General features: G+C 56.6%; 17 protein-coding genes and 1 pseudogene. 1 reads left to right on the top strand and 17 read right to left on the bottom strand.

Annotated features, from left to right (window positions below; all coding sequences use genetic code 11):
* A pseudogene (locus tag ACEN2J_RS18585) lies at positions 1-335 on the top strand (IS5/IS1182 family transposase); the annotation flags it as partial.
* Positions 336-805: 470 nt separating this feature from the next.
* Here the strand turns inward: ACEN2J_RS18585 and ACEN2J_RS18580 are convergent.
* From ACEN2J_RS18580 to ACEN2J_RS18500, 17 genes are all read right to left on the bottom strand, one after another.
* Positions 806-1,948 carry an SAVED domain-containing protein gene (locus tag ACEN2J_RS18580; protein WP_442107947.1) on the bottom strand — a complete coding sequence of 381 codons (1,143 nt, stop codon included), beginning with the start codon at positions 1,946-1,948 and terminating at the stop codon, positions 806-808.
* Positions 1,949-1,964: 16 nt separating this feature from the next.
* Positions 1,965-3,506: a nucleotide-binding domain-containing protein gene (locus ACEN2J_RS18575; protein ID WP_442107946.1), complete on the bottom strand. Its 1,542-nt coding sequence runs from the start codon at positions 3,504-3,506 to the stop codon at positions 1,965-1,967.
* Positions 3,507-3,632: 126 nt separating this feature from the next.
* Entirely contained in the window at positions 3,633-4,760 is a 1,128-nt protein-coding gene (locus ACEN2J_RS18570; RefSeq protein WP_442107945.1) for an SAVED domain-containing protein, read from the bottom strand.
* Positions 4,761-4,851: 91 nt separating this feature from the next.
* The gene (locus ACEN2J_RS18565) at positions 4,852-5,364 is read right to left on the bottom strand and encodes a Mov34/MPN/PAD-1 family protein (RefSeq protein ID WP_442107944.1); all 513 of its coding nucleotides are present in this window, start codon (positions 5,362-5,364) and stop codon (positions 4,852-4,854) included.
* Positions 5,354-7,072: a ThiF family adenylyltransferase gene (locus tag ACEN2J_RS18560; RefSeq protein WP_442107943.1), complete on the bottom strand. Its 1,719-nt coding sequence runs from the start codon at positions 7,070-7,072 to the stop codon at positions 5,354-5,356. The genes ACEN2J_RS18565 and ACEN2J_RS18560 overlap by 11 nt, the downstream gene beginning before the upstream one ends.
* Entirely contained in the window at positions 7,072-8,310 is a 1,239-nt protein-coding gene (locus tag ACEN2J_RS18555; RefSeq protein ID WP_442107942.1) for a nucleotidyltransferase domain-containing protein, read from the bottom strand. Before ACEN2J_RS18555 ends, ACEN2J_RS18560 begins: the two co-directional genes overlap by 1 nt.
* A 297-nt stretch (positions 8,311-8,607) precedes the next feature.
* Positions 8,608-10,599, bottom strand: coding sequence for a type IV secretory system conjugative DNA transfer family protein (locus ACEN2J_RS18550; RefSeq protein WP_442107941.1), 1,992 nt, complete (start codon positions 10,597-10,599; stop codon positions 8,608-8,610).
* A gap of 2 nt (positions 10,600-10,601) precedes the next feature.
* The gene (locus ACEN2J_RS18545; protein ID WP_442107940.1) at positions 10,602-12,791 is read right to left on the bottom strand and encodes a hypothetical protein; all 2,190 of its coding nucleotides are present in this window, start codon (positions 12,789-12,791) and stop codon (positions 10,602-10,604) included.
* A gap of 63 nt (positions 12,792-12,854) precedes the next feature.
* A complete protein-coding gene (locus ACEN2J_RS18540) occupies positions 12,855-13,841 on the bottom strand; it encodes an ATPase, T2SS/T4P/T4SS family (protein WP_442107938.1) in 987 nt (328 codons plus the stop codon).
* Positions 13,841-15,145, bottom strand: a complete 1,305-nt coding sequence (locus tag ACEN2J_RS18535; RefSeq protein WP_442107936.1) for a TrbI/VirB10 family protein — start codon at positions 15,143-15,145, stop codon at positions 13,841-13,843. Before ACEN2J_RS18535 ends, ACEN2J_RS18540 begins: the two co-directional genes overlap by 1 nt.
* Positions 15,142-15,858, bottom strand: coding sequence for a TrbG/VirB9 family P-type conjugative transfer protein (locus ACEN2J_RS18530; RefSeq protein WP_442107934.1), 717 nt, complete (start codon positions 15,856-15,858; stop codon positions 15,142-15,144). Before ACEN2J_RS18530 ends, ACEN2J_RS18535 begins: the two co-directional genes overlap by 4 nt.
* A gap of 1 nt (position 15,859) precedes the next feature.
* Positions 15,860-16,540, bottom strand: a complete 681-nt coding sequence (locus ACEN2J_RS18525; protein ID WP_442107932.1) for a virB8 family protein — start codon at positions 16,538-16,540, stop codon at positions 15,860-15,862.
* A 45-nt stretch (positions 16,541-16,585) separates the two neighbouring features.
* Positions 16,586-17,587 (bottom strand): type IV secretion system protein, encoded by a 1,002-nt coding sequence (locus ACEN2J_RS18520; RefSeq protein ID WP_442107930.1) that lies wholly within the window; start codon positions 17,585-17,587, stop codon positions 16,586-16,588.
* Positions 17,587-18,069 (bottom strand): hypothetical protein, encoded by a 483-nt coding sequence (locus tag ACEN2J_RS18515; RefSeq protein ID WP_442107928.1) that lies wholly within the window; start codon positions 18,067-18,069, stop codon positions 17,587-17,589. Before ACEN2J_RS18515 ends, ACEN2J_RS18520 begins: the two co-directional genes overlap by 1 nt.
* 2 nt (positions 18,070-18,071) lie before the next feature.
* Entirely contained in the window at positions 18,072-18,785 is a 714-nt protein-coding gene (locus ACEN2J_RS18510) for a type IV secretion system protein (RefSeq protein ID WP_442107926.1), read from the bottom strand.
* 80 nt (positions 18,786-18,865) lie between these two features.
* On the bottom strand, positions 18,866-19,960 hold the full coding sequence (locus ACEN2J_RS18505; RefSeq protein ID WP_442107924.1) for a lytic transglycosylase domain-containing protein: 1,095 nt from the start codon (positions 19,958-19,960) through the stop codon (positions 18,866-18,868).
* A gap of 218 nt (positions 19,961-20,178) precedes the next feature.
* Positions 20,179-21,122, bottom strand: a 944-nt coding sequence (locus ACEN2J_RS18500) for a VirB4 family type IV secretion system protein (protein ID WP_442107922.1), incomplete at its 5' end; no start/stop codon positions are given.

Genomic DNA, 21,122 nt, shown 5'->3' with positions numbered 1-21,122 from the left:
ATTGCGCCGCACATTCCCGTCTTCCATTGCCCGGCAGGCGATTGCATAGCAATCTGCCGGGAGGGGACAAGTCTGGGCGCGCCGATGGAACCTGGAGCCGGGCAGATTTTGAGTGGGACGCTGAAAACAACCAATACTTTTGCCCGGAACGTGAGGCGCTCAAGCAATTCCGCCGCAACTATTCTGACCCGAACCGTGGACCAGACGGCAAGGGTGTCGCCAAATATCAGGCCCTAAAGTTGACGTGCCAAGCCTGCCCCTCAAAACTCAAGTGTTGCCCGAATGCAGATACCCGTAAGATTACCCGCGAAGAACACGAAGACGCCCGGCAGGTCAAATATCCATTCAGCCTTGACTTCAGCCAGAACTCATGTGGACTGTTACACAGTATCGCTGTGTCCTAAAGCCCAGTAAGAAGGTACGCGCAGGCTTAATTTTTTAAACCAAAGAAGGTTAGCATTCATGGCACTTAAACCAGGACCAAAGCCGATAGCAAAATCAACAGGGAAACCGGATCAGCGCCGCCGGGATAACAAAACCACACCAGGGAATACACCGTCCCTCAAACCTAGCAAATCTAGCAAGCCCCCAAAAGGAAAATGAAAGAGGGCTCTCGTTAATTTGCCCTTCTGATCCGGTAGTCGATCGAACCTGCGCGAAATGCCGCGACTGTCAACGTCCGGAACGGACCTTCAGGAGCGTGAGCGCTCCGCACAGGAGTTTCTTATCTGTAGCGCTTCACGGAAGAGCAGGCCTTTTTATTAATCACGTTGTTCCTTACGCGCCGCAAGACACCAGTAAATGGTCAGGTGGTTGCGGGAGGAATTGGTATCGCGCCACTTATAACGATCTGCGCGGCACTCTGCCCATGGGTCGGCATCTTAACCGCCCAAGGAAATGGTGGCGATGCCGAGCGCTCGTACTGGTAGACCACCACCTCGGGATGCAGCCTGTCATCGAAGTGTCGGCCCAGAGTAAATACGACACTGTTAGGGGCTGCAATGAAGAGGTGAATGCGTTCGACCCCTTTCGCCATGAGATCACCCAGCAGATCAGTGAAGTCCTTCGCCATGGCCGATTGTTTGTCAGCAGACCAGTGCGCCGTTGTGCTCAAGGTTGGCAAAGCGACGCGAACCAGAGGCATATCACCGAGGGTAGTCCGGATACCGTCTGCGTCTGATGGGAAGGAAACAGCGACGGCCAATGCTACCTCTGCAGTGTTGTCTTCCAGATCTTCAAGCCCGGAAACGGTGAAACGATCTCCGTCATCCGCGCCATCGGGTTCACGCCACCTCTCCGCGAAACGATCCCAGTCCATTACTGTGAGACCGGCCTCATTGCCAACCATCATGCCGGTAAGGAACGTCAGCGGCACAGGCGCCATGCCACCATAGACCAACTTGATGTTGCCGGGACCTGCCGCATCGCGCTTCTGCCGGAGCTGTTGCCGCAACCCGGCAATCTGCGAGAGTGCGTCTTCGGGACTGCTGATCTGACTCGTTGAAGTCGATTGCCGATGATCGACTGGCAGGACATCGATACGGCCTTTCAGGCGTTTCGGCACGGCAGAGGCAAGGGGGGTATCAACGGTCTGGTGCAGCCCGCGGTGCTCCAGCACAACAACGCTCTGCTTTCTGAGCTGCCGCCGATCAGTAACGTGATCAATGATACCAAGGATAAGCCCCGCTGCGACGAGCAGAATGCCGAGGAAGACGGTGATCTGGGACCAGTAGACCGATAACCCGCCACCATCCGCCTGCACAGCTAGCCGCAGGACCCGGTCCGCATCAATCCAAGAAAGATCACCGGCCAACCCGCCGACGCCCAACCCGGCGACGATCAACGCAGCTCCGGCACGCAAGAATCTCGAAGGCCAAGACGGAAGCCGAAAGATATAGGTGATCAGCCCGTCGAGAAACCGGTCACCATGTTTGCGCCAGAAAGACATATCTTTAGCCCCCGGTTCAGCCGATATTTACAATGAACTGACCGCTGCGCGCGGCCAGTTTGCCGTTTTTCACAATAAAACACTCGATGCTGTGCCGGCCGCGATAGAGGGTGCTCTCTGAATGGGACAGACCACCCCGAATCGCCGCGTCCAGGCTGAACCCTCCGCGCAGGCAATCCGCATCCTCGGCTTCACGCCCGGTGTTCACCACTTGCCAGTAGACCCTGAAACGCCCGGTCACCGTCGTGTCCGCCTCAAAGTGCAGACCGCAATTTCTAGGAAGAGGCGCCCCGTTGCTCTCGAATCTCTGCGGCCTGAAACCTTTTTGCGTGAAGGTCGCGGTGCGAATGTTCACGTTGCCCTCCGCAGTCTGCGGCCATCGCGGTTTTCGCATATAGGCGGGCGCGAGGACGAGATTCACTGCACGGAGCAAGCGCGCGGGAACACTCGGTTTCCTGGCCGGATTGCGTCGCCCCAATGCGCGTTCAACCAGCACCTGCCCCATACGTTCGCTGAGAGCCTCACCGGCTACATCGGCAGTGAGCGCCAGGCGCGCTGCCGAGAAATCGTTGCGGGCCTGCTGAAGCCACTCGTAGAATGCATCCCGGCGTTCGGAGTGTTCCGCCCACTTGTCGGCAAAATTTTCCTCAGGGTCGGCCGGGTTTTCGACCCATTCCACGCCGTAACGGCGGGTAATGTACCGGTCCATCCCCTGAAGGATCGAGAACAGCGTATCGGAGAGGCGTTCTTCCTGGTTATAAGCATGTGCTGCAAGGGTCGTGATCAGGATGGAGATCGGCTTGTCATCCGCCCGGTCGCTGAACATGAGATCGCGATGACGTTTAAGGATCTGGATGGCGCCTTGCAGCGGCGTACGTACCCGCCATGCCGGGACATCCTCCACACTGGCCTGTATCCTGCGTGCCTCGTTCAGAGCGCGACTTCTGAACGCCTGACCCATCCGATCGCGAAACCAGAGCGTATAGCCTTTGGGATTGCTGCGTGGCCAGCGGCCGCCAGCCTGCCGGAAGCCATCGTGTTCCTTGTCTGTGATCGCGAGCGCGGTTGCCCCCAGTCGGGCAAGCGCGGGACCCGCCTCACTCAGATAGCGCCGCTTCTCGAAGTCGGGTACCGCAGGCAGGATATCCATGTGAAACTGTGCGCCGTCTGCGTAGACCAGGGTCCAGCAGCGGCGCCCGTCTTCAGGTTTGCTCATGCCATAACGCCGGGCATAGGCTTTGACTTCGACGCCGACGCGACTTTTCAGCTCCGCCTGTGTCAGTGCCGACTTCTCGTAATCGAGGCGGCAGACCATATCGATGTCATAGTCTTCTTCGTCTGACGCGGGCCGTATTGCCGTCCCCAGCCGGAATGAACCCTGCACATATACGTCGGGGCTGGCATCCCGCACAGTCGAGTCCGGCCGGTGCAACCACTCGCCGAGCGACTTGTAACTGCGCTCTGCCTGCTCGTACCGGCCGGGCGGGACCTGAAGTTCCTCAACTAGGTCTTCCAATAACTGATCAACGGGTCTTGTATTCGGCAAGGGGAATTCCATTAAATGAAACCTAAATAGGGGGATGGTGGCCGTCGTCTACTAATTTGACGAAAGCAGAGCTGAGAAGAAGAGAGGCGGCCAATACCGCGAAGATATGACAAATTTTCGGTCGGTGATTACAAGGGCCTAAGCGCTAATCTTGATCGTTGGCTCGAACCCCTTCCCCGGCTTTTGGTCGTAGATGACTAGTGACAAATCGGCTTTGGGCATTCGTGAGCGTCCTGTTTCGACAGCTGCGGAAGCCGGAAGAACAGGAAATACGTTGATCGTTGCATCCTTGCCGTGATGGGCCTTGATCCGATCAAAGAGCCTGCGAAGGTGAGTCTTGTAGATTGCAAGATCCTCTTGTCTTCGCATTATATCGTTGTGGGGTTCTTCTGCTGTGATCGACCAGATGGCGGTGTTGTCGCCCAAAACAGAAATGATTCTCTGATCATCCACGGTCGCGCTGAGCGCCAGCTTGAGGGCGACTGGTACATCTCTCGGCCCGGAATACTCGCCAACTTTGAATGTTATCGATGGCTGGTGGAGTTGCCATTTCCAAGTAGATGGCTCGCGATATTTTTGGTGAACAGATACGGGCATGATGTCACCTAGTAAAGTACCCAGTTCGATGAGAAGAGGCTGCGGAGCAAGCGCAAACACACTCAACTGAAAGATCTCCTTCTGCTCTATCCGCTCCTTCACCTTGCGTTTGAACTGGCGGTGCAGATGCGCGCTTTGCATGCCCCAAAATTCAGGTTCATCATCCTTGATTTCGGAATTCAGCTCGATGTCGATGGTTCGTCGCTCCGCCGGATGTCTGTCGGGCGGCATAGCGGCAAAGATGGCTTTGGTGGAAACCAACGAGTCCATTTGGCCGATAGTCGCCGCGAAACGGAGCACATGCGCCGCGCGGTCAGCGTCCATATCTGAAACGGTCTCGATCCGCTCTTCGTGCTCGCGCTTCATTGCCACGAGCGTTTCTTCCGGATAGTCGTCCACGTGATCTACGTCGATTTCCTTGTGATGGATGGGACACATTAGCATCAGGTTGCTGATGTCGCGGGCGAGAAGCTGCGAACGGATTTTATCACCCCTCGGACCATTCTCGCTATCTGCCACAATATGCGCGATGAAACCGAACTTTCCGTCTTCCTTGCCAGCGATCAGATCCCCGACAAGGAGCTTGTTGCATCCTGCAAATTCACATCGACCCGCCGCCAAAGCCCACAACTGGGTCTGTATCTTGGCTGGGATATTTGAACTAGACAATTTTCCGCTCCATTTTGAATGGCACCGCCACAGCGGGTTATGATTGAATGGTCAAACGAGTAGCCAAGGGATTCCAGGCTATCGAATGATGCTAAAGTTCCGGCGGTTGCCAACCTTCGCCAAATCCAGCTTCTGGAACTGCATCCGCAATTATCAGCTGGCCGGCCTCGGGCAATTGGCCACGTTGAAACGTGGTGATGGTCGCCTGAATCGAGGCGTTGCCCATTAGCCGCACGATGACCAACGCTGCAAACGAAGGTCCGCTGTTTTCGACCATATCCGTCATTGAGGTCAAGTCGATCTCGCTAGGTATTGGTGGGAATGTCGGGTGCGAGTGCCATTCGCCAAGATAGTCAACCCGACCAGCGCGACCACTATTCTCCAGCAAGATCCGATCCATCTGTTTTGAGTGCGGCTCAGGCAAACTATCGAAACGATCTCGTGTGCCCGCCTCAAGATCGACGGTTAAACCGACGAGTTCAAATTTTCCCGGAGCTGTCTGTTCTGCAAGCAACCACCCGCCGATCTCGCGTTTGCCGCCTTGCTTAAGGTGGATCTGCAATTTCGCAAGCTGCGAGCGTGGGACTGTGAGGCTAAGCGTCATCTTGCACTCCAAGGTGAGTCATGACGCGTTCAACGCCCTCTTCTGCACAACTTGTGCTGCCCTTTACCCATCCTTCGTGAGGACCGAAAATTACTGGGTGGGTGTCAAAGGGATGATCAAAGATCCAGCCTTTGCGCAGGCCGATAAAGTAGGCAGGTTCCGGATGAACTCTCATCTCTGTGTTTGCGAGGGCGTCCAGAGCGTGACGTACCAGCCTGTTGGCAATGACGCCTACATCGCCGTCAGAGGCTAATAGGGGCTCATCGTCGTCATCACCTTGCACCCCGTAATTGTGTTCACGGCCCTCTGGCGGTGCCATGCCTTTCTCGTCGCACCATGCACGCAATTGAGATGCAGCAGTAAGCGGTGGCGGATCTTCAGATGGGATACTTCGTGCAATCAAACCTCCGAGTCCTCCCGCGTAGACTCGTCCCCAGACGAGCGGTTTACGCTTCTGCGTGCAAATGGCCGCTGCCATCCGAAACACTCCGCTATCAGCCGTCGTATCGATGACGAGATCACAAGTGCTGATGATCTCGCTCAACTGAGCAATATGCTGGACAGCGGATTGAGACGTCAGACTCATACCCAAGGCACCGACTTTCACTGCCGGATTTATTCGCAGCAATCTGTGCTTAAGAGAAACTGCCTTGTGATGCCCCACATCCATTTCATCGAGTTCGTTTCGAACCAAGTTGTCGGACCAAAGAACGTCATTGTCGAGCAACATAAAATGACCGACGCCTTCGCGCGCAAGACTGGCCGCCACTTTTGATCCCAGCGAACCTGCGCCGATGATGCAGATGCTAGATTCTCGAAACATCTTCCCGTGGACCCGGCGTTCTCTAGCCTTCGGCGGTTCAAAGGTATGAAACAGGTCAATCCTTAGTTTCGATCCGTTGTGCCGAACGCGCAGCAATACCTCTCGCTTGCCATTTGACATGACGATTAACATGTCGTCGGCGTCTTCTACCCATTTACGGAGCCATGAAGGCAGGAATTGGTACAAGAGCTCCTTCAGTTCTTCGGGCTGCAGATCTGGAATATGCCGAATGTCGGGTAATCGATATAGGACCCCAGGAACTATCCTTCCCCCAAATCCCGCACCATCAATCGGCACGCGCAAGCCAGAATCCAGCCCGATGCTCGCAATGCGGGCAACAAGGACTTCGGAAGCCTCAACCCGGCGCTCCAAAGTCATACGAATATCGGTTGCGTGTCCGGCAAGGCGCAACCTTAAGAGGCGGGCGGTGTCAGGCGCTAGCATGAAGCGCCGGGAACACCCCGAGAGCAGTGAGGGTAAGTCGGCAGGATGAGCGCTTTCCACGTCCGAGAAGCCATCGTCCTTTGGGGTTGCTTCGAGAAGTGCTTTGGCACTCCTTACTACATCCGCGCTCTTGCAGTCGGGACGCCAGTTATCCGGTCTAAACTGAAGGCATAGTTCGCCACCCTCGCCGTATTGGTGCTGCGATAGCCGGACTGAGCTGTCGGCTGGAAGTACAAATGGTGGCAGATCTGGAAAGAGTGCTGGGAAAACCAGCCGCAATGGAATGCGACAATCACCAGCGAACAGAACAAACGACCAGGTCAGCAGGCCGTCGGCGTTCTTGCCAAATTGGGGTTCTTCCAGCCAAGCTGATGCCGCGGCTAGACTAGCGAGCTCTTCACACTCACGGATTAGCCGCGCCTCGCCGGCTGTGAACTCCATCAACCAAAACCCTTTGGCTCCGTCGGCCTCCGATCCTCACCACCAAAAACGAGACCCGGCGCAGAAGCCCCGGCCGCAGCGGCAGGAGCCACGGATGCCGCACGTGAACCCGCGGATGTCGCTACCCTCGAGCGGGCACCTTCGACCAAGGGGCTGCCAAGATTTCGTGCGAGTTCATTCAACACAATATTCGTATCACTGAAGCGTTGAACGGCGCCGAAATCCATTCGAGCGGCCTCAAGCCACTCAAAGAAGGATCTCCGACGATCGGGAAAGTCCTTCCACCGATCCGCAAAATTCTCTGAAGGGTCAGTCGGGTTGGCGATCCATGACTCACCATTCCGTTCTTTGACTTCGAGATGCATGTCCATAAGGATTTTGGTAATTGCATCCGACACCCTTGCTTCACCTGCATAGGCATGGGTCGATAGCGTCGTGAGGATTACGCTAATAACCTTCAGGTCCGGATCCCGCTCCGCGAACCACTCATCCCTGTGACGCTTCAAGATCATGATGGCTGACTGGAGAGGTGTTCGCACCCGAAATACCGGGACGTCCTCCACACTCGCTGTCACTTTGCCTTGGGCGTCGAGGAATGCCCTGCGACGTTCATTCAGCTGTTCGATCTGCCTTGACTTGAACCATGCGGCAAAGCCCCTGGGATTGCTTCGGGGCCAATCATCCGTGATGATATGGTATGTGCTAGTCTTGTCTTTATCGGTGATGGCAATCGCACCTTCCGCAAGCGCCTGATCCGCGAGGTAGGAAGAAAGGACGGAACGCATGTTTGCCTCGTTCGGCACTGCCGGCAATACGTCCATGTGGAATTGCGCACCATCTGCGTAAATCAAAGTGCAGCATCTTCTAGGCTCATCACTTACCTCGTTCTTGATCCCTCGCGCATCGCGATACGCCTTGAGCTCAGCCAGCAGATGAGCGCGGAGATCCGCTTGGGAAATTTGCGCTTTCGTCAGAGACCGGAACGAGACAACGATGTCGAGATCATAATCTTCGTCCTTGGACGTCGGCTTGATCGGTGTGCCGAGCGCGAAAGAGCCTTGGATATAGACATCGGGATCATAATCACGAACTTTGGAGTCGTCTCGATGCAGAAACTCGCCAAAATCTTTGTAGCGTCTTTCGGCTTGATCAAAACGATCTTGCGGCACTGCCAATTCTTCAGCGAGTTTTTCAATCGCGACGTTAAACCCGTACCCTATGCCCGCAGCCGCATTCATATCAAACCCCATGCTCAAATTTACTCAACCGCAAGATGTCTATTTTGAGATGAATTTACAACGCCTTTGCCCAACCTAACGCCATTTTTTTTGCAAGCGGCCTTAGGATGTGCACTTGTTACGAATGGCGGGGGTGGACGCTGCAAACGCAGCATGAGAGAGCAGCGTCCGGAGTCGGCTCGCTACCTTCGTTGCCAAGACTTTGCTGAGGTGTCAGTCGAACGTCGGCTCCCAGGCTTGCGGACACACAGCATTGGTCGAGGCCGACCGGCAGCTTTGGGCCGAGAGCTATTTGTTTCACATCAGCTCGCTGACTTTTTGGGTAAACCTGTTTATCCGTGAGATCGCAATCATGGGTTTTGGTTTGAGCGTGTTGAGATGATCGTCTAAGCTTTCAATTGCTTCAGGTTTTTGAGGTTTGACTGACGTGTCAGCATTGCCTATCGCGGTTTTGGCATCGCCTATCACCTTTTTCTCCTTCTCCACGATCTCAGCTGCCAGTTTAGGCTCAGGCCTAACCGGCGCTTCCACGTTACCCATCTCCGGCCGCACAAAATCCACAACCATCCGTTCGCCGATCCGCCGCTCCAACGCCTCCAACCGCTCGGTTAGCACCTGAACCGAAGCACCATCTTTTGACGGATAGGGCAGGGCACCCTTCTGGGCCTCGAACAACTTCCTAAACGTCTGATCCTGGAAATACACGATCCGATGCACCAATAGCGGGTTCTGTCGTTCCGGGATTAGGATCGCCAGATCAGGGTTCAATCGCCGCACTTCATCCGGCGTCAGCAATGGCCGCTCTTCCATCCGCCGACTGACTGAGCGCCGCTGCATGAAGTCCCGATCCCGCGACACGCTGTCCGATACCGAAAGCTTGGTGGTTTTACCCAAAGCGTCTGAGATTTCCCCAGCCGTTTTCTTGTCGTTGGCAGCAAGGTAGAGCTTCATGCCCGCAGCGGATTCCAGCGACAATCGAACATTCTCACCATAGATGTTGTCGAGGCCGGGGATCGATTGGGTGATAATCGAAACCCGCGCGCCGTGACCGGCGAGCTGCTTCAGGGCCTGCTCCACAATGGGCATCGGACCTAACTGGTCGAACTCATCCAGCATAATCATGACCGGCCAAGGCTCGAGCTTTGGGTCGGGCAAGGTCGCGCGCATGGTGGCAATCAACTCCCCAAAGAACAGCCGAACAAGCGGCGACAGCGTACGGATGTCATCGGCATTGACGACGACATAAATCGACATCGGGCGTTTACGCAGATCGGCGAAGGAAAAGTCATTGCCGCTTGTTGCACGATCAACGGCGGGGTTATTCCAAAGCGTCATGCCCGCGCCGCCCAAAACAGAGGCATGGGAGGAAAGTGTGCGGTCGGAATAGCCCGCGAACTTTCGGAAGGTCTGGGCCGCATTGGGATGTTTTACCTCTTGGGCACGTTCGCCGTAAACCTCTTGGGTCGCCCCCCGGCCAAAGAGGATACGGCTGATCTCCCCGATGGTGGGTTTGCTCCGCTCAATGGCAAGAAGGCCTGCGGCGACGAAAAGCTCGCGCCCTTCCGTCAAAAAGTCCCCGGCAGTGCCTTTGTCGGAAACTGTCAAAAAATAGTCCGAGATCTTGGCCAGTTCGGTATAACGTTGTTCGAGATTTGCAATCCGGGCCACGCGTTCAAGCGGATTGTAGCGATGCGTTGGATGCTCAAAATCAAAGGGTGAAAAGCGATAGACCGCATCGCCCTCGGACTGCCGATGCCGGGATGTGGCCTCAAAGATTTCACCCTTGACGTCAAGAATGACGACGCTGCCGTTGAAGAGAAGAGTGTTTGGGATCACATAGCCCACGCCCTTGCCCGCACGGGTCGGGGCCACGACAAGGCAATGCGGGAATTTCTGGAACGTGGCGCTGACGTAGGGCGCGGGTTTCGCGGGGGCGGCAAGCTTGCCAAACACCAAGCCGGCGCCAAGCGGTTGCAAAAGCCCGTTCGTTTTCATCTCGGCGCGGGCCTGGAACTTCGCTTGACCGTATTCGGTAAGTTGCTGTCGAAAGGTCAGGGCGAGGGCGGCAATCGTGAAGAGGACAGTTGATCCGCCCACAATCTGCCATGGCAGGATCCAAGGCACTGAGGTCAGCCGGGCTAAGCCCGGGAATTCCGTCAGAAGCACGAAGAGCCCTGTCGCATTCGGATCGCGCCCGAGGATCAGGTTGAGAACGAGTCCCCCAGCGATAAGGCCGACGAGCAAGCCTGACGTGAGGCCAAGCGGCAGCAACAGTGCAATTCGCGGCATGATCAAAACTCTCTGTGGTGGTCATGGGCGCGGTTGCGATCACGCGCATGCTCAGGCGGGCGTTCATGCCCATGGGCAAGGGCTGCAAATTTCTGCTCGGCTGCTTCTGCTTCATGGGAACTGAGACCAAGCGCGGGATGTTCTTTCGCCGCTGAGACCACCGCAACTGCCACTGCCTGCCGAGCAGAGGGGTCGGGCACATCCTTGGCAAGCGCCTCGGTGCGGCCCGCGGCGATATCTTTCAGGATCGACGCGCCATAGCGTTCTGTCATAGCTTCTGCAAAATCGCGCGCCTGATCTTCGTTGCGGAAGGTGACCGAGCCTTGCTGTGCCTGCACCGATGCAAGCGAGCCCAAGGCCGCGACCAGTGGATCAGGGCCGCGGTCCACCTCAATCGTGCGAGCGGAATGGATCAATTCTGCAGCCCGCTCGTAAAAGTTGTCAACGAGCTCTGCCGCGCGGCTTCGGGCAGTATTGTCGCTCATATCAAGCCGGTGGCGCGCCGCGACCTCTGCAATGTCGGACTTCACCCAACTCTCTTCTTGATGGGCATTGGCGGCACCGGCAATAAGACGCAGCCCCAGTTTGGATCCGTCGATTCCAACCTCGATGGCTGCCGCTTGTAATCCGGCTTTCAGACCTGTGCTTGCATCGCTGCTCAGGTCGATTTCTTCGGCGCCCACCATCATTGATGTCGCGCCAATCGCCGTGCTGTACAGCGTAGAACGCGGCGAGGCTTCAACGGCCTCGCGCTCCTTGTCGAGACCAAAGGCTGCTGCGGCGTCCTTGGCAATGCCTTGCATTTCTGTGCGGAGATCGTCCTGTACGTCCCAAGGCAGACGGTTGATCTGGGCACTCGATTTCTCCACCCAAGCCGAGATCGCCTGCGCCGGGTCCGCGGCAAATTCTGCGCGTTGCCGTTCTTCTGCGGCATAGACCGCGATCACCGGGCTTTGCGCTAGGTGCGTGGCTAGGGCCTCACTGAGCGGCCCTTCATCGGGAAACTTCGCTAGGATCTCCGCCCCGCCATTTTGGGCATAGGAGGTCACGACCAAAAGCTCGTCCGGCAGAAACCCACCGGAATCTGCGCCATCGATGAACCTCCCCGTGCCAAGCGTCTCAATCGCGTCGGGGATATGCGCCTCAACCAGTTTTCTGAATTCTGGATCAGCAACCAGCCTCTCGGCCAGATCCCGCGAGTCGGCATCATCGCGCCCCAAGGTCAGAACCAGTTGTGCATCCTCACCTGCATAGATCGCAGTTTCCGGGCGAGGAAACTCGGGTTGCTCGCGGTGTTCAATGATAAGACCCTTAGGGGCGGCGTCTGGTGCGTCCTGCAGTTCGTGGTCTATCTTTGCGGCGCGATCTACTGCCACCTCGAGCCCTTCCTCACCGCCTTCATAGAAATCCCAGGCATGACGCAGAGCTTCCCGAGGATTTGGGAAGCTCATTTCCGATACGGTGATCTCTTTCTCTCCTCCCGGCAAATTCGCCTCATAGCCCGAATGCACGCCTCGCTCGGAGGCGACGGCTACCGGGCGCAATTCCACATTCGTGTCAGTGGTAACCCAGTCGCCTGCGGCGATGATCGATGGTTTTGGGTCAATGGCCTCATCAGGGGCCTCTACATCGCGGGCCGCACCTGTATCTCGAGCATCCACCGCGGCTTGTAGCTTTGGACCGGGTGCCGCTTCATCAGTGCGTTCGGCCCAAAGGGCTGCCGCCTGTTCCGGTTCGCGGCGCGCAAAGGCTTCCAGATCATCTTTCAGCCCGGCATCGAGCCGTTCCACCACATTTGCCCCATCCTTGCCCCAGTCGACCTTGCCAAGCCGTTCCGTCAGCGAGGCTTCCATTGCGTTCAGGAAGCCGGTGCGAAACTCCGCATCTGGCGCATGCGAGTCCGGCAGGATCTTAAAGTACCTGGACTCGCCGCTCTCATGGACGCCGTGGATCTGTGTCATGGCCATCGTGCGTGCAGAATTGCCATCAATGTGAGCCACCGAAGGCCGCTCTGCGGGATCGGCACGGAAGAAGGCCTCTCCTGCCAAGCGCGGGTCTTCGAATTCTTGCGCCTCGCCTGACCGGCTCTGGTACAAGGAAAAGTACTCTTTTGGGCGTAAGGCGGCCGGATGCTCCGTCTCTGCGCGGTCAGTTTCTGGGCGGGCTTGCCCTGCATTAAATACGTTTTCCATTGATGTACCTGTGACGCGGGCAAAGAGCCGGAAAAGAGAGAAGAAAAGGAACGGGCTTTGGCGCTAGTCGTCGAGACCCGGAAAATACATCTCCATGATGCCGCGCTGATCGCCGATGCGGCCCATTTGCAAGATCACATCGATTGAAGTCTGCAGGTATCGGATCACTTCGCCGAAACTGAGCTTAGTACCTTGGGCCATAACAAGAAGGGCCAACCGGTCCATAGCTTTTCGGGCGGAATGCGCATGGAGCGTGGTGAACGACCCCGAATGCCCGGTGTTGATTGCATCGAGAAACGTCGAAGCCTCGGCCCCACGCAATTCGCCGAGGATAATTCGATCTGGCCGCAGGCGCAGCGTCGCTTGCAAAAGCTTGTCGGCGGAGCGGGGCGATTTTTCATCACGTTGTGCGATTAAGCTGACCGTGTTGGGCTGGCCGGGCAGCAATTCCAGGGAGTCCTCGATGGTGACAATACGTTCATCCGGGGCCACCATTTCCAAGAGCTTGCGGCCAAGTTCGGTTTTGCCAGTCGAGGTGCCACCAGACACGATGACATTGAGGCGTTCGCGCACTAGGGTTTGAAGGAAGGCATCGACATCGACCCCTTCAGATTTGGCCCGAATGCCTGCAACCATGGCGCGACGCTCTTCCTCCAAAGAGTTTTCTTGCCCGCGCAGAAAGCTGAAGGCGCGGGCGGGCCGCCGTGCATCCCCGATATGTGAGCGAAATATGCGGATGCCGATTACCGTGCCACTTGAGACCGCCGGGGTGCCAACGACCTGACAGCGCAACATCAAATCGCGGTAGCGCACAGCGGCTGAGACGAGCGGGGCGGCATCGGTAAAGGTGTTTGAGGTCGAGTTGGCAATTTGGGATGCGAGATCGCGAACCTGACGGGCGGGCAGGGGAGAGAGATCGCTCCGTGTCATGTGAATCTGCCCCGCCCGCTCGATCCAGATGCTGCCATCTGCATTGATCGCGATTTCCATGATTGCAGGACCTACAAGAACTGCATCCAGCTGGCCAAGATAGGTGTCGAGATAGCTCATCAATAAAACTCGATGTCAGCATCAACGCGAACCATCACGACTGCCCCTTGATTGACGCTGATGGTGGGGGGAATGCTCAGATAATCGGCCATGACGGTGTTCACCGCCTCGCCGAGATCATTGCCGACGCTTTCGGCCGTATCTGAAGCCGTTTGGTTGCCATCGTATTTCGCGGCGGCGATGGCGGGAACAGCGCCGATCACAGAAATCAGGGCGGCCGTGCCAAAGCGCTGCAAAAAATGGTTGCGCACCTTGCCGGACAGGCCCGAGCGTCCAATGCGGTCCGTACCATAGGCGGCAAGACTGACGGATTGCCCATCGGTTGTGACCAACCGATCCCAGGCAATCAGCACGCGGCGCTGGCCGGGGGAGACGTCGCTATCGTAGCGCCCGAAGAGGCGCGAGCCACGCGGGATCAACACCCGGCTCATATCGAATGACCAGACGTCATGGCTGACGATAGCTGCGACATTGCCAGCGAGATCAGTGCTCAACGCAGTTTCCAGTGAGGCCTCAATCAGCGTGCCCTGCATGATGGTGTTCGTCGGATTGGCGATCACTTCCGCTTGCCGAATGTCTGCCGCTTTGGCACCTGCCCGGCGGAAGGCATCATCTCCCGTGCCGCCACTGCCAGAAACCTCAACTCCTCCAGTGCCGCCTGTGTCCAAGCTTGAGCGTAGGGCGACCATATCCGAATGGATCTGCGACTGCTTCAAGGCTTCAGCCTCCTCGCGACGTCGGGCCAATTCCGCTTCCCGGGCCTTTGCTGCGTCAGCGGCCGGGTCGCCTGCGATCAAAGCTTGGGTGTCTAGTTCGGTCTGCAGGCGGATATTTTCGCGCTCAAGCTCAGAAAGGGCTGCTTCGCGCGCTCTGGCGTCGGCATCCAAGCTATCGACCTGCGCTTTAAGGGCCTGCAAAGCGGCATCGTCCAAAACTGTCACAGGGTTCGCTTTGAGATCAGCGATCTGGGCATTCAACCTATCCACCTCGGCTTGAAGCCGGTCTTCCTCGCTGCGATCAACGGGGGCGGATGCAAGCTGCGGTTTGGCTTTTGTGATGCTGAACCCGTCTGTGCCGGTTCCATCCCCTTGGAAATCACTGACCGAGGCGGTTTCAATGGCGGGTGCTGCGGCAGGGGCGTCGGGTGCGGCAAGCACGAGCCAGGCCCCAACGCCGACACCAGCGACAGCAGTAATGGCGGAGAGCGCATAAGGGTTGATGCTGCGGCGGCGTTTTGGCGCATCGGTAGGTTTTATGCGCGCCATACGGGCGGTGAGCTTGTCAGCTTGGGACTCGTCGGTCATTGGCCGACCCCCGCATTGGCAATGACGCAAACATAGTCGTCGCCATAGCGCAGCACCCAACGCTCGGAGCGGGTGCTGACGGTAATGGTTGTGCCGCGCACAGCAGAATTGACCGAATATTCTTGGCCCTTCTCATCAGCGCGGAAAATCGTGGGCATTGGGGCCCCCGGCGGGATCAAAAACATCGTTCTGCGCCCGTCATCCGAGATAGAGATCGGTGCAAAGGCTGGCAGCTTTTTGCGCTTTTTCATAACCTTATAGGCCATGGGTTGGAGGGGTGGGATTTCAGAGGCTGTCTGCTTGGCCCCACTTGCTCCCGGTACGGTGAATTTCACCGAATAGTTTGGATTGCCTCTGGCGCTTTCAGAGACCTGCAAGAAGTAGATGTTGCGCTGGGTCTCAACCGTGAGGTTGGTCGTAGCTCCTGCGACCACCGGCTTGATGATGAAAAGGTTTGGCCGCTCCAGCTTATCAATCTTGAAGCTTTCGAGATCACCGATGGCGATGGACTGGATTTTTTCGCCAGCCCCTAATTCGACAAGGGTCACAGCGCGAAGCCGTGTGGTGATCCGGTAGACTTGGCCTTCTTGATAATTGGCATAAGTCACCCGCGCATCGCGACTGCCGGATTTGGGGGCGGTTTCGGCAAAAGCGGGCAGGGCGGTGAGACTGGCCAGCAATCCCAAGGCAGCAATTGTCATGTGTGATGTCATCTTAGCCCTCTTGAGCTTGCAGGGTTTCGGCAGTGATGCGGTAATCGGTCACCAAGAACCCGGTCGGGTTTTGCCAAACGAGATCGAGTGCTGTTTGTTTGGAGGGCTCAAAACGATAGGTGACGGTGGCCGTGAACTTACCCTCACGGTCGGGAATGCCCTCGCCGTCAGAGACCCAGGTCTTGGTGAAGCGCACTTGTGCTGTGGTGTCGGTGACTGGCGTGATCGACAGGATATCAACGACAACTCGCCCACTCTGGCCGTAAAGCTTTGGCGGGTAGTTGGCGTTTCCTTCGGTCCAGAGGCTTACGAGGCCTTGGCGTGCATTGGCCGCAGACCAGGTGTATGCACGCAGGATGCGGGCTTCATTGTCGTGTTGATCATAGGTTTCGCGGTCGGTGACATAGGCAAAGAGCAGGCTTTGTCGGATGGCTTCAGCCTGTTCGATCCCGGCTTTTTCCACTGTGACAACCCGTTCGGCTACACCTGTGTCTTTGTCGACGATGGCCAGAAAGGCTTCGGTCTGTTTGAGAGGGAGCATCACGGTGACGGCAATCATGCCCATCAGCCCGATGGCAAGCCCACCGCCTGCGATTGCATAGGCGATGCGCTCGCGCTTTTTGACGCCAAAGAACATCTCGGCCTCAATAAAGCTTCTCAATTCAGGGGACGAACCTGTCATAGTCTTGCTCCGGAAAATGGGGAAATACGCGGGTATCGGGCGGCGTTAGCTGTCGCGAAGAAACTGAGAGAAGCGTTGTCGTGTGGCGTGACCACGCTCGGCATCTGAACGGGCTTGGTCGCGCAGATGATGGTGTTCGGTTTTGCCGCCATGCATCATCCCCGAGCGAAACTCGTTCATCCGTCGCGACGTATAGTCGGAGGTTTTCTCAAGCGGCTTTCCTGCAATGCGTAATGCTTGCGGCGCAAACCCCGCCAGACTGATCTGCCCGGTGATATGCGTGACCGCATTCGGGATCGCCATCAGTGCAAAGATGCCCACGAAAACAATGACGAAAAAGCCGAGGATCGAGCCTAGATCGGTGACGTCTTCGATTTCGCGAAAGACGTCATGGGCTACGGTGACGACAGCAACGATAATTCCTGCCGACGCAACGGGATACATCAGGTAACCGATCATCGCCGAGAGCCAAGCCTCGAATATGCCCTTGGTTTTGTCGAAGATCGTCGCGCCGATGGCTATCGGGGCCACGCCCAAAAGGAAGGCGATCATCAGTTTTGAAAACCCTACGATGAAAACATAGACGGCCATCAAAATGCCAAGCACAACATAGAGGACTGCTGCAACAAAGCCCCGCATAATTGAAGACATAGCAGAGGAGACAGAGTCCACATTTCCGGCCATCATGTTTGCCATGTCATCCATCGCCGCCGTGGCAGAAGATCCGACGCCACCGCCGCCCAAGCGGAAGTATTCCAGCGCCAGCACGCTCAAACCGTTGCTCAGCGCATCATAGATTTGGACAAAGTTCAGCCAAGTCAGCCCGAACATCAGCACCATCACAATCCGGAATGACAGTTGAACTGCATCCCGCATGGCGATGCGATAAACGTTGAGGGCCATATTGATGCCGACTAAAACCAAAAGTAGGCTCAACAGGCTGGTATAAATTGGCGCAATCGCGCCAGCAGTTGCTTCGAAGTACTGCCGCCCGGCCGAAGTTATGGCCGTATCCATAGTCGCCAAGATGGTGGAGACGCTGTCCATTAGAAGCTACCGCCACACATAATTGCGGCAACGGCCATCAGCCGCTTTGCTTCTACAGAAATTGCGTTTGTTTGCTGCCATCCCAATTCTTGGATGCCGAAATGACCTCTCAATCTCGCTGCAATCGTTTCAACGTCGTCCCAAGAGGCAACTTTGCCAATGCACGTGCAGTCTCTTGTGGAAATCACGTTTCCGGCGCGGACGAGGCTATAGATGTCCCGAAGCGCTCTAGCTTCTGGGCCTGACTGCGCTTGGTCATAGCCCTTCGGCCAGAAGGCCCGGCAGTTGCGGAATTCCTTATTCACGGCGCCTGGAATGGGTTGAACATCGTCGGGCACTTCGAATTTCGGCAGCACGTCCAAAAAAGCCTCTTCTTGGGCTGGATTCGCTGGGGCAGGGGTTTGGGCCATACCCGACCCCCCAAAAGCGACAAGAGACACCATCGTGAGGGCCATGATTGCTGCGGGTTTGGTCTTTGACATAATCATTTCTCCCCAAGGACTTTGATGAACTTTTGTTCTTCGGCGGCGGTGGCTGCGTCCATGACGCCGGCCTCACCCATGCCCATCAGCTGGGCGGATTCCATATTCCAGATATTGGCAAGTGCAAAAGACAGCTCCGCCGTCACGCGGGTGTTAAGATCAATGGCCTCTTTCATCCCTTCAGTGTCCGGGATCGCCTGAACGAGGTCATTTACTCGGCCAAGGCTCTCAGAGGCCTTGACAGAGGAGGTTTCAGCGGCGGCGGAGAGAAATGCGGCGGTATTGGCCTGTGTACCGATCCGGGCAGCCCCTGGGTTATCGCTCTTGGCGAGCGTATCGACGGTTTTCACATCAAGGCCAACCGAGGTGAAAAACTCAGAAACATAGGCTTCAGCAGGCTTGCCCCCGACTTTGCCAGAAGTGGTCATGCCGGAATAACTGCCATCCTTCGCGGCCAAGAGCCCGCCCGTCAGATCATTCACATCAGGCAAGATATCATCGAAAAACGTCTTGGGGTCCGGAATGCCGAGGGCCTCCAGCGTCAGTCCTTCCTTCAACGCCTTCAATTGCTGTTCCAAAAGCAGGATTTGCTGGATCTGCTTCAGAATCTGATCATCGAGTTTCAGATTGGACGCGATCTGCTCTTTTACCTGCAGCTTGGCTTCCGTCAGAACCTGTCCGATCTTGGCGATGCTGGTCAGATCGATTGTCGGCACACCCTGCGCCTGCGCAGTGGCAGGCATCATAAGTGCGGCCGAGACGAGAAGGGGGCGCAGACCCCGGATACGTTTGAGGATCATTCGGAACCTGCCCTTACTTTGATAAATGTTGCGTCCTCGGCATAGGCCTGCAGCCAGAGCGCGTAGCGCGCTTGATCGACGCGTCCCCGGGCTGCCTTGACCCGGTTGACCATCAGCGCAATCCGCACGGCCTCGGCTCGCGCATAGCTGTTGAGGTCCAGCGCCTCCTTGGCGGATTTGGTGGTCGGAATGCGCTCGATGATGCTGCGCAAGCGCTTTAGCGATGTCTCAATCTCAAGACTGGCCTGCATGCCATAATGCAAACCTGCGTCCGAGATATTGCTGGCCTCAGATATTGCCATGTCTCGCGGATCAAACGTGCCAACTTGATCAATCCCACTGATCCGACCCGCATAAGCGTTAAAGAAGCTCGTGATCCGAACCACGTAACCTTGGGTTTCTTTGAAGGGTGGGACGCCGCCGTATTTGATCACAGCACCGGGCCCAGCGTTATATGCGGCCAAAGCAAGAGGGACGGAGCCAAATCGATTGAGTTGCGCCAGAAAATACCGCGCCCCGCCATCAAGCTGCAGCATTGGATCATCATAGTAGGCGGGGTAGATGCCCAGATCTTTTGCAGTTCCCGGCATAACTTGCGTCAACCCAAACGCTCCAACAGGGCTGCGCGCGCCAATGGAAAACCCAGATTCCTGCTTCACCAGGCTTTGGAACCAGATGCGGAACTCGACCGCGCTTAAGCCGGCCCGTGCAAGACCGGGATGCCCTGCATATTTGCGAGCCGTGGCGACAATCATTTCCTCAACGCTGGTCTTGGCATCACCAAAAAGCCGCGCGGCATAGAGATTGTTGTCGTCAACTGCATAGAGGACCTTCGCCTCTGCACCGGGAAGTGTTTCCAGATTACCGATCCACGGCGTCTTGCCGGTCATCATCGCCAATGTGGCGTCCAGAGCATCAAGTTGATCTTGATGCAGCGCGTCGATGCGACGCTTTTTGTCGGCTTCAAGTTCGCGCGCGCCGGTTAGCGTTGTCATCTGCGCGATCTCAAGACTGTGCTGGATGATTGATTTCCCGTCTGCAATCGGCACGCCTTGCGCCGCCGCTGCCAGAGGCAGCGCCGTAATGGCCATCAACAGACCGCAAAGAGAGTATGAAAACCTAGCGGCAGGGCGAGACATGAGTGTCCGTTGCCAATTTAGGGCGAGTGCCCATTGTAGAGACCACGGTGTTTGAGCCTGCAGTGCTCCAGCAATTGGTTTTTGTGATTGGGACTTCCGCGCAAGCAGACAGGGTCAGAAGGCTGAATCCTATAATAGTAATTATGTAATATATTGATTTCATTAGATAATCATTCCTTCCAGAATTTGGGTCGCGCTGCATAGTCGGTGCCAAAGGCATTCAACCCAGCCTGACCACCGCCGAGGGCAGTCAAAAGCGGCCCCAAGGCTTTGAGATCAACATTCAGAACAGTGGAGCTGCGCGGATTGCGTGACAGCACCATGCGTTGGCCGGGGATTGGGCTCAGGACAAAATCCAATTCGCCATCGGTCAGGCGGAACCCGTCATAGTCTGAGACCGCCGCCTCGCCATTGGGAAAGAGCAATTGGTTTGGCAGCGCTTCCAGGATTGAGCGGGCCTTAGAGCCGCGGATTTGGCTCGGGAACTGGGTCATCATCACCACGACGACGTTCTTTTTGCGCGCCGTCACCAACCATTCGGCAAGCTTCTTTGCGAAATATTCGTCATCCAGAACCTTCCAAGCCTCATCGATCAAGATCAGTGTCGGGCGCTTTTCCTCGATCAGCATCTCAATGCGGCGGAAGAGATAGCCAAGGATTGCTGTGCGCTCGGTGCCGAGGTCAAGTATTTCTGTGAGATCCACAGCCGTCACATCATGGCTGGTAAAATCCACCACCGGTTCGTCGGCCTCGCCAAAGACCCAGCCATAGCGACCCTCCGGCCCCCATTCGCGCAAGCGCTGCGCCAGATCAAGCCCGTCGCCGACATCACCAAAGAGCTCTTGAAACGCGCGGAAATTCCGCAACCCAACGCGCGCTTTTCCATTCTGGGTGATGGCGGACTTGAGGGCCTCGGACTGCAGGGGTGACAGTGGTCCACTGCGCTGCTCCAAAAGTGCGACCAGCCAGTCCAGAAACCAAGCTTCGCCACGCTCGCCGGATTCAGTGGCAAGCGGGTTTAACCCCGTCGGACGCCCGGCGCGGATTTCGGCGTAGTGGCCGCCAAGGGCAGCGACAGCCATCTTCAGCCCCGCTTCCTTATCAAAGATGATGG

The organism is Pseudorhodobacter sp. W20_MBD10_FR17, assembly GCF_052119765.1.
Lineage (GTDB): Bacteria > Pseudomonadota > Alphaproteobacteria > Rhodobacterales > Rhodobacteraceae > Pseudorhodobacter.
This window is presented reverse-complemented; position numbering and strand designations above follow the sequence as displayed.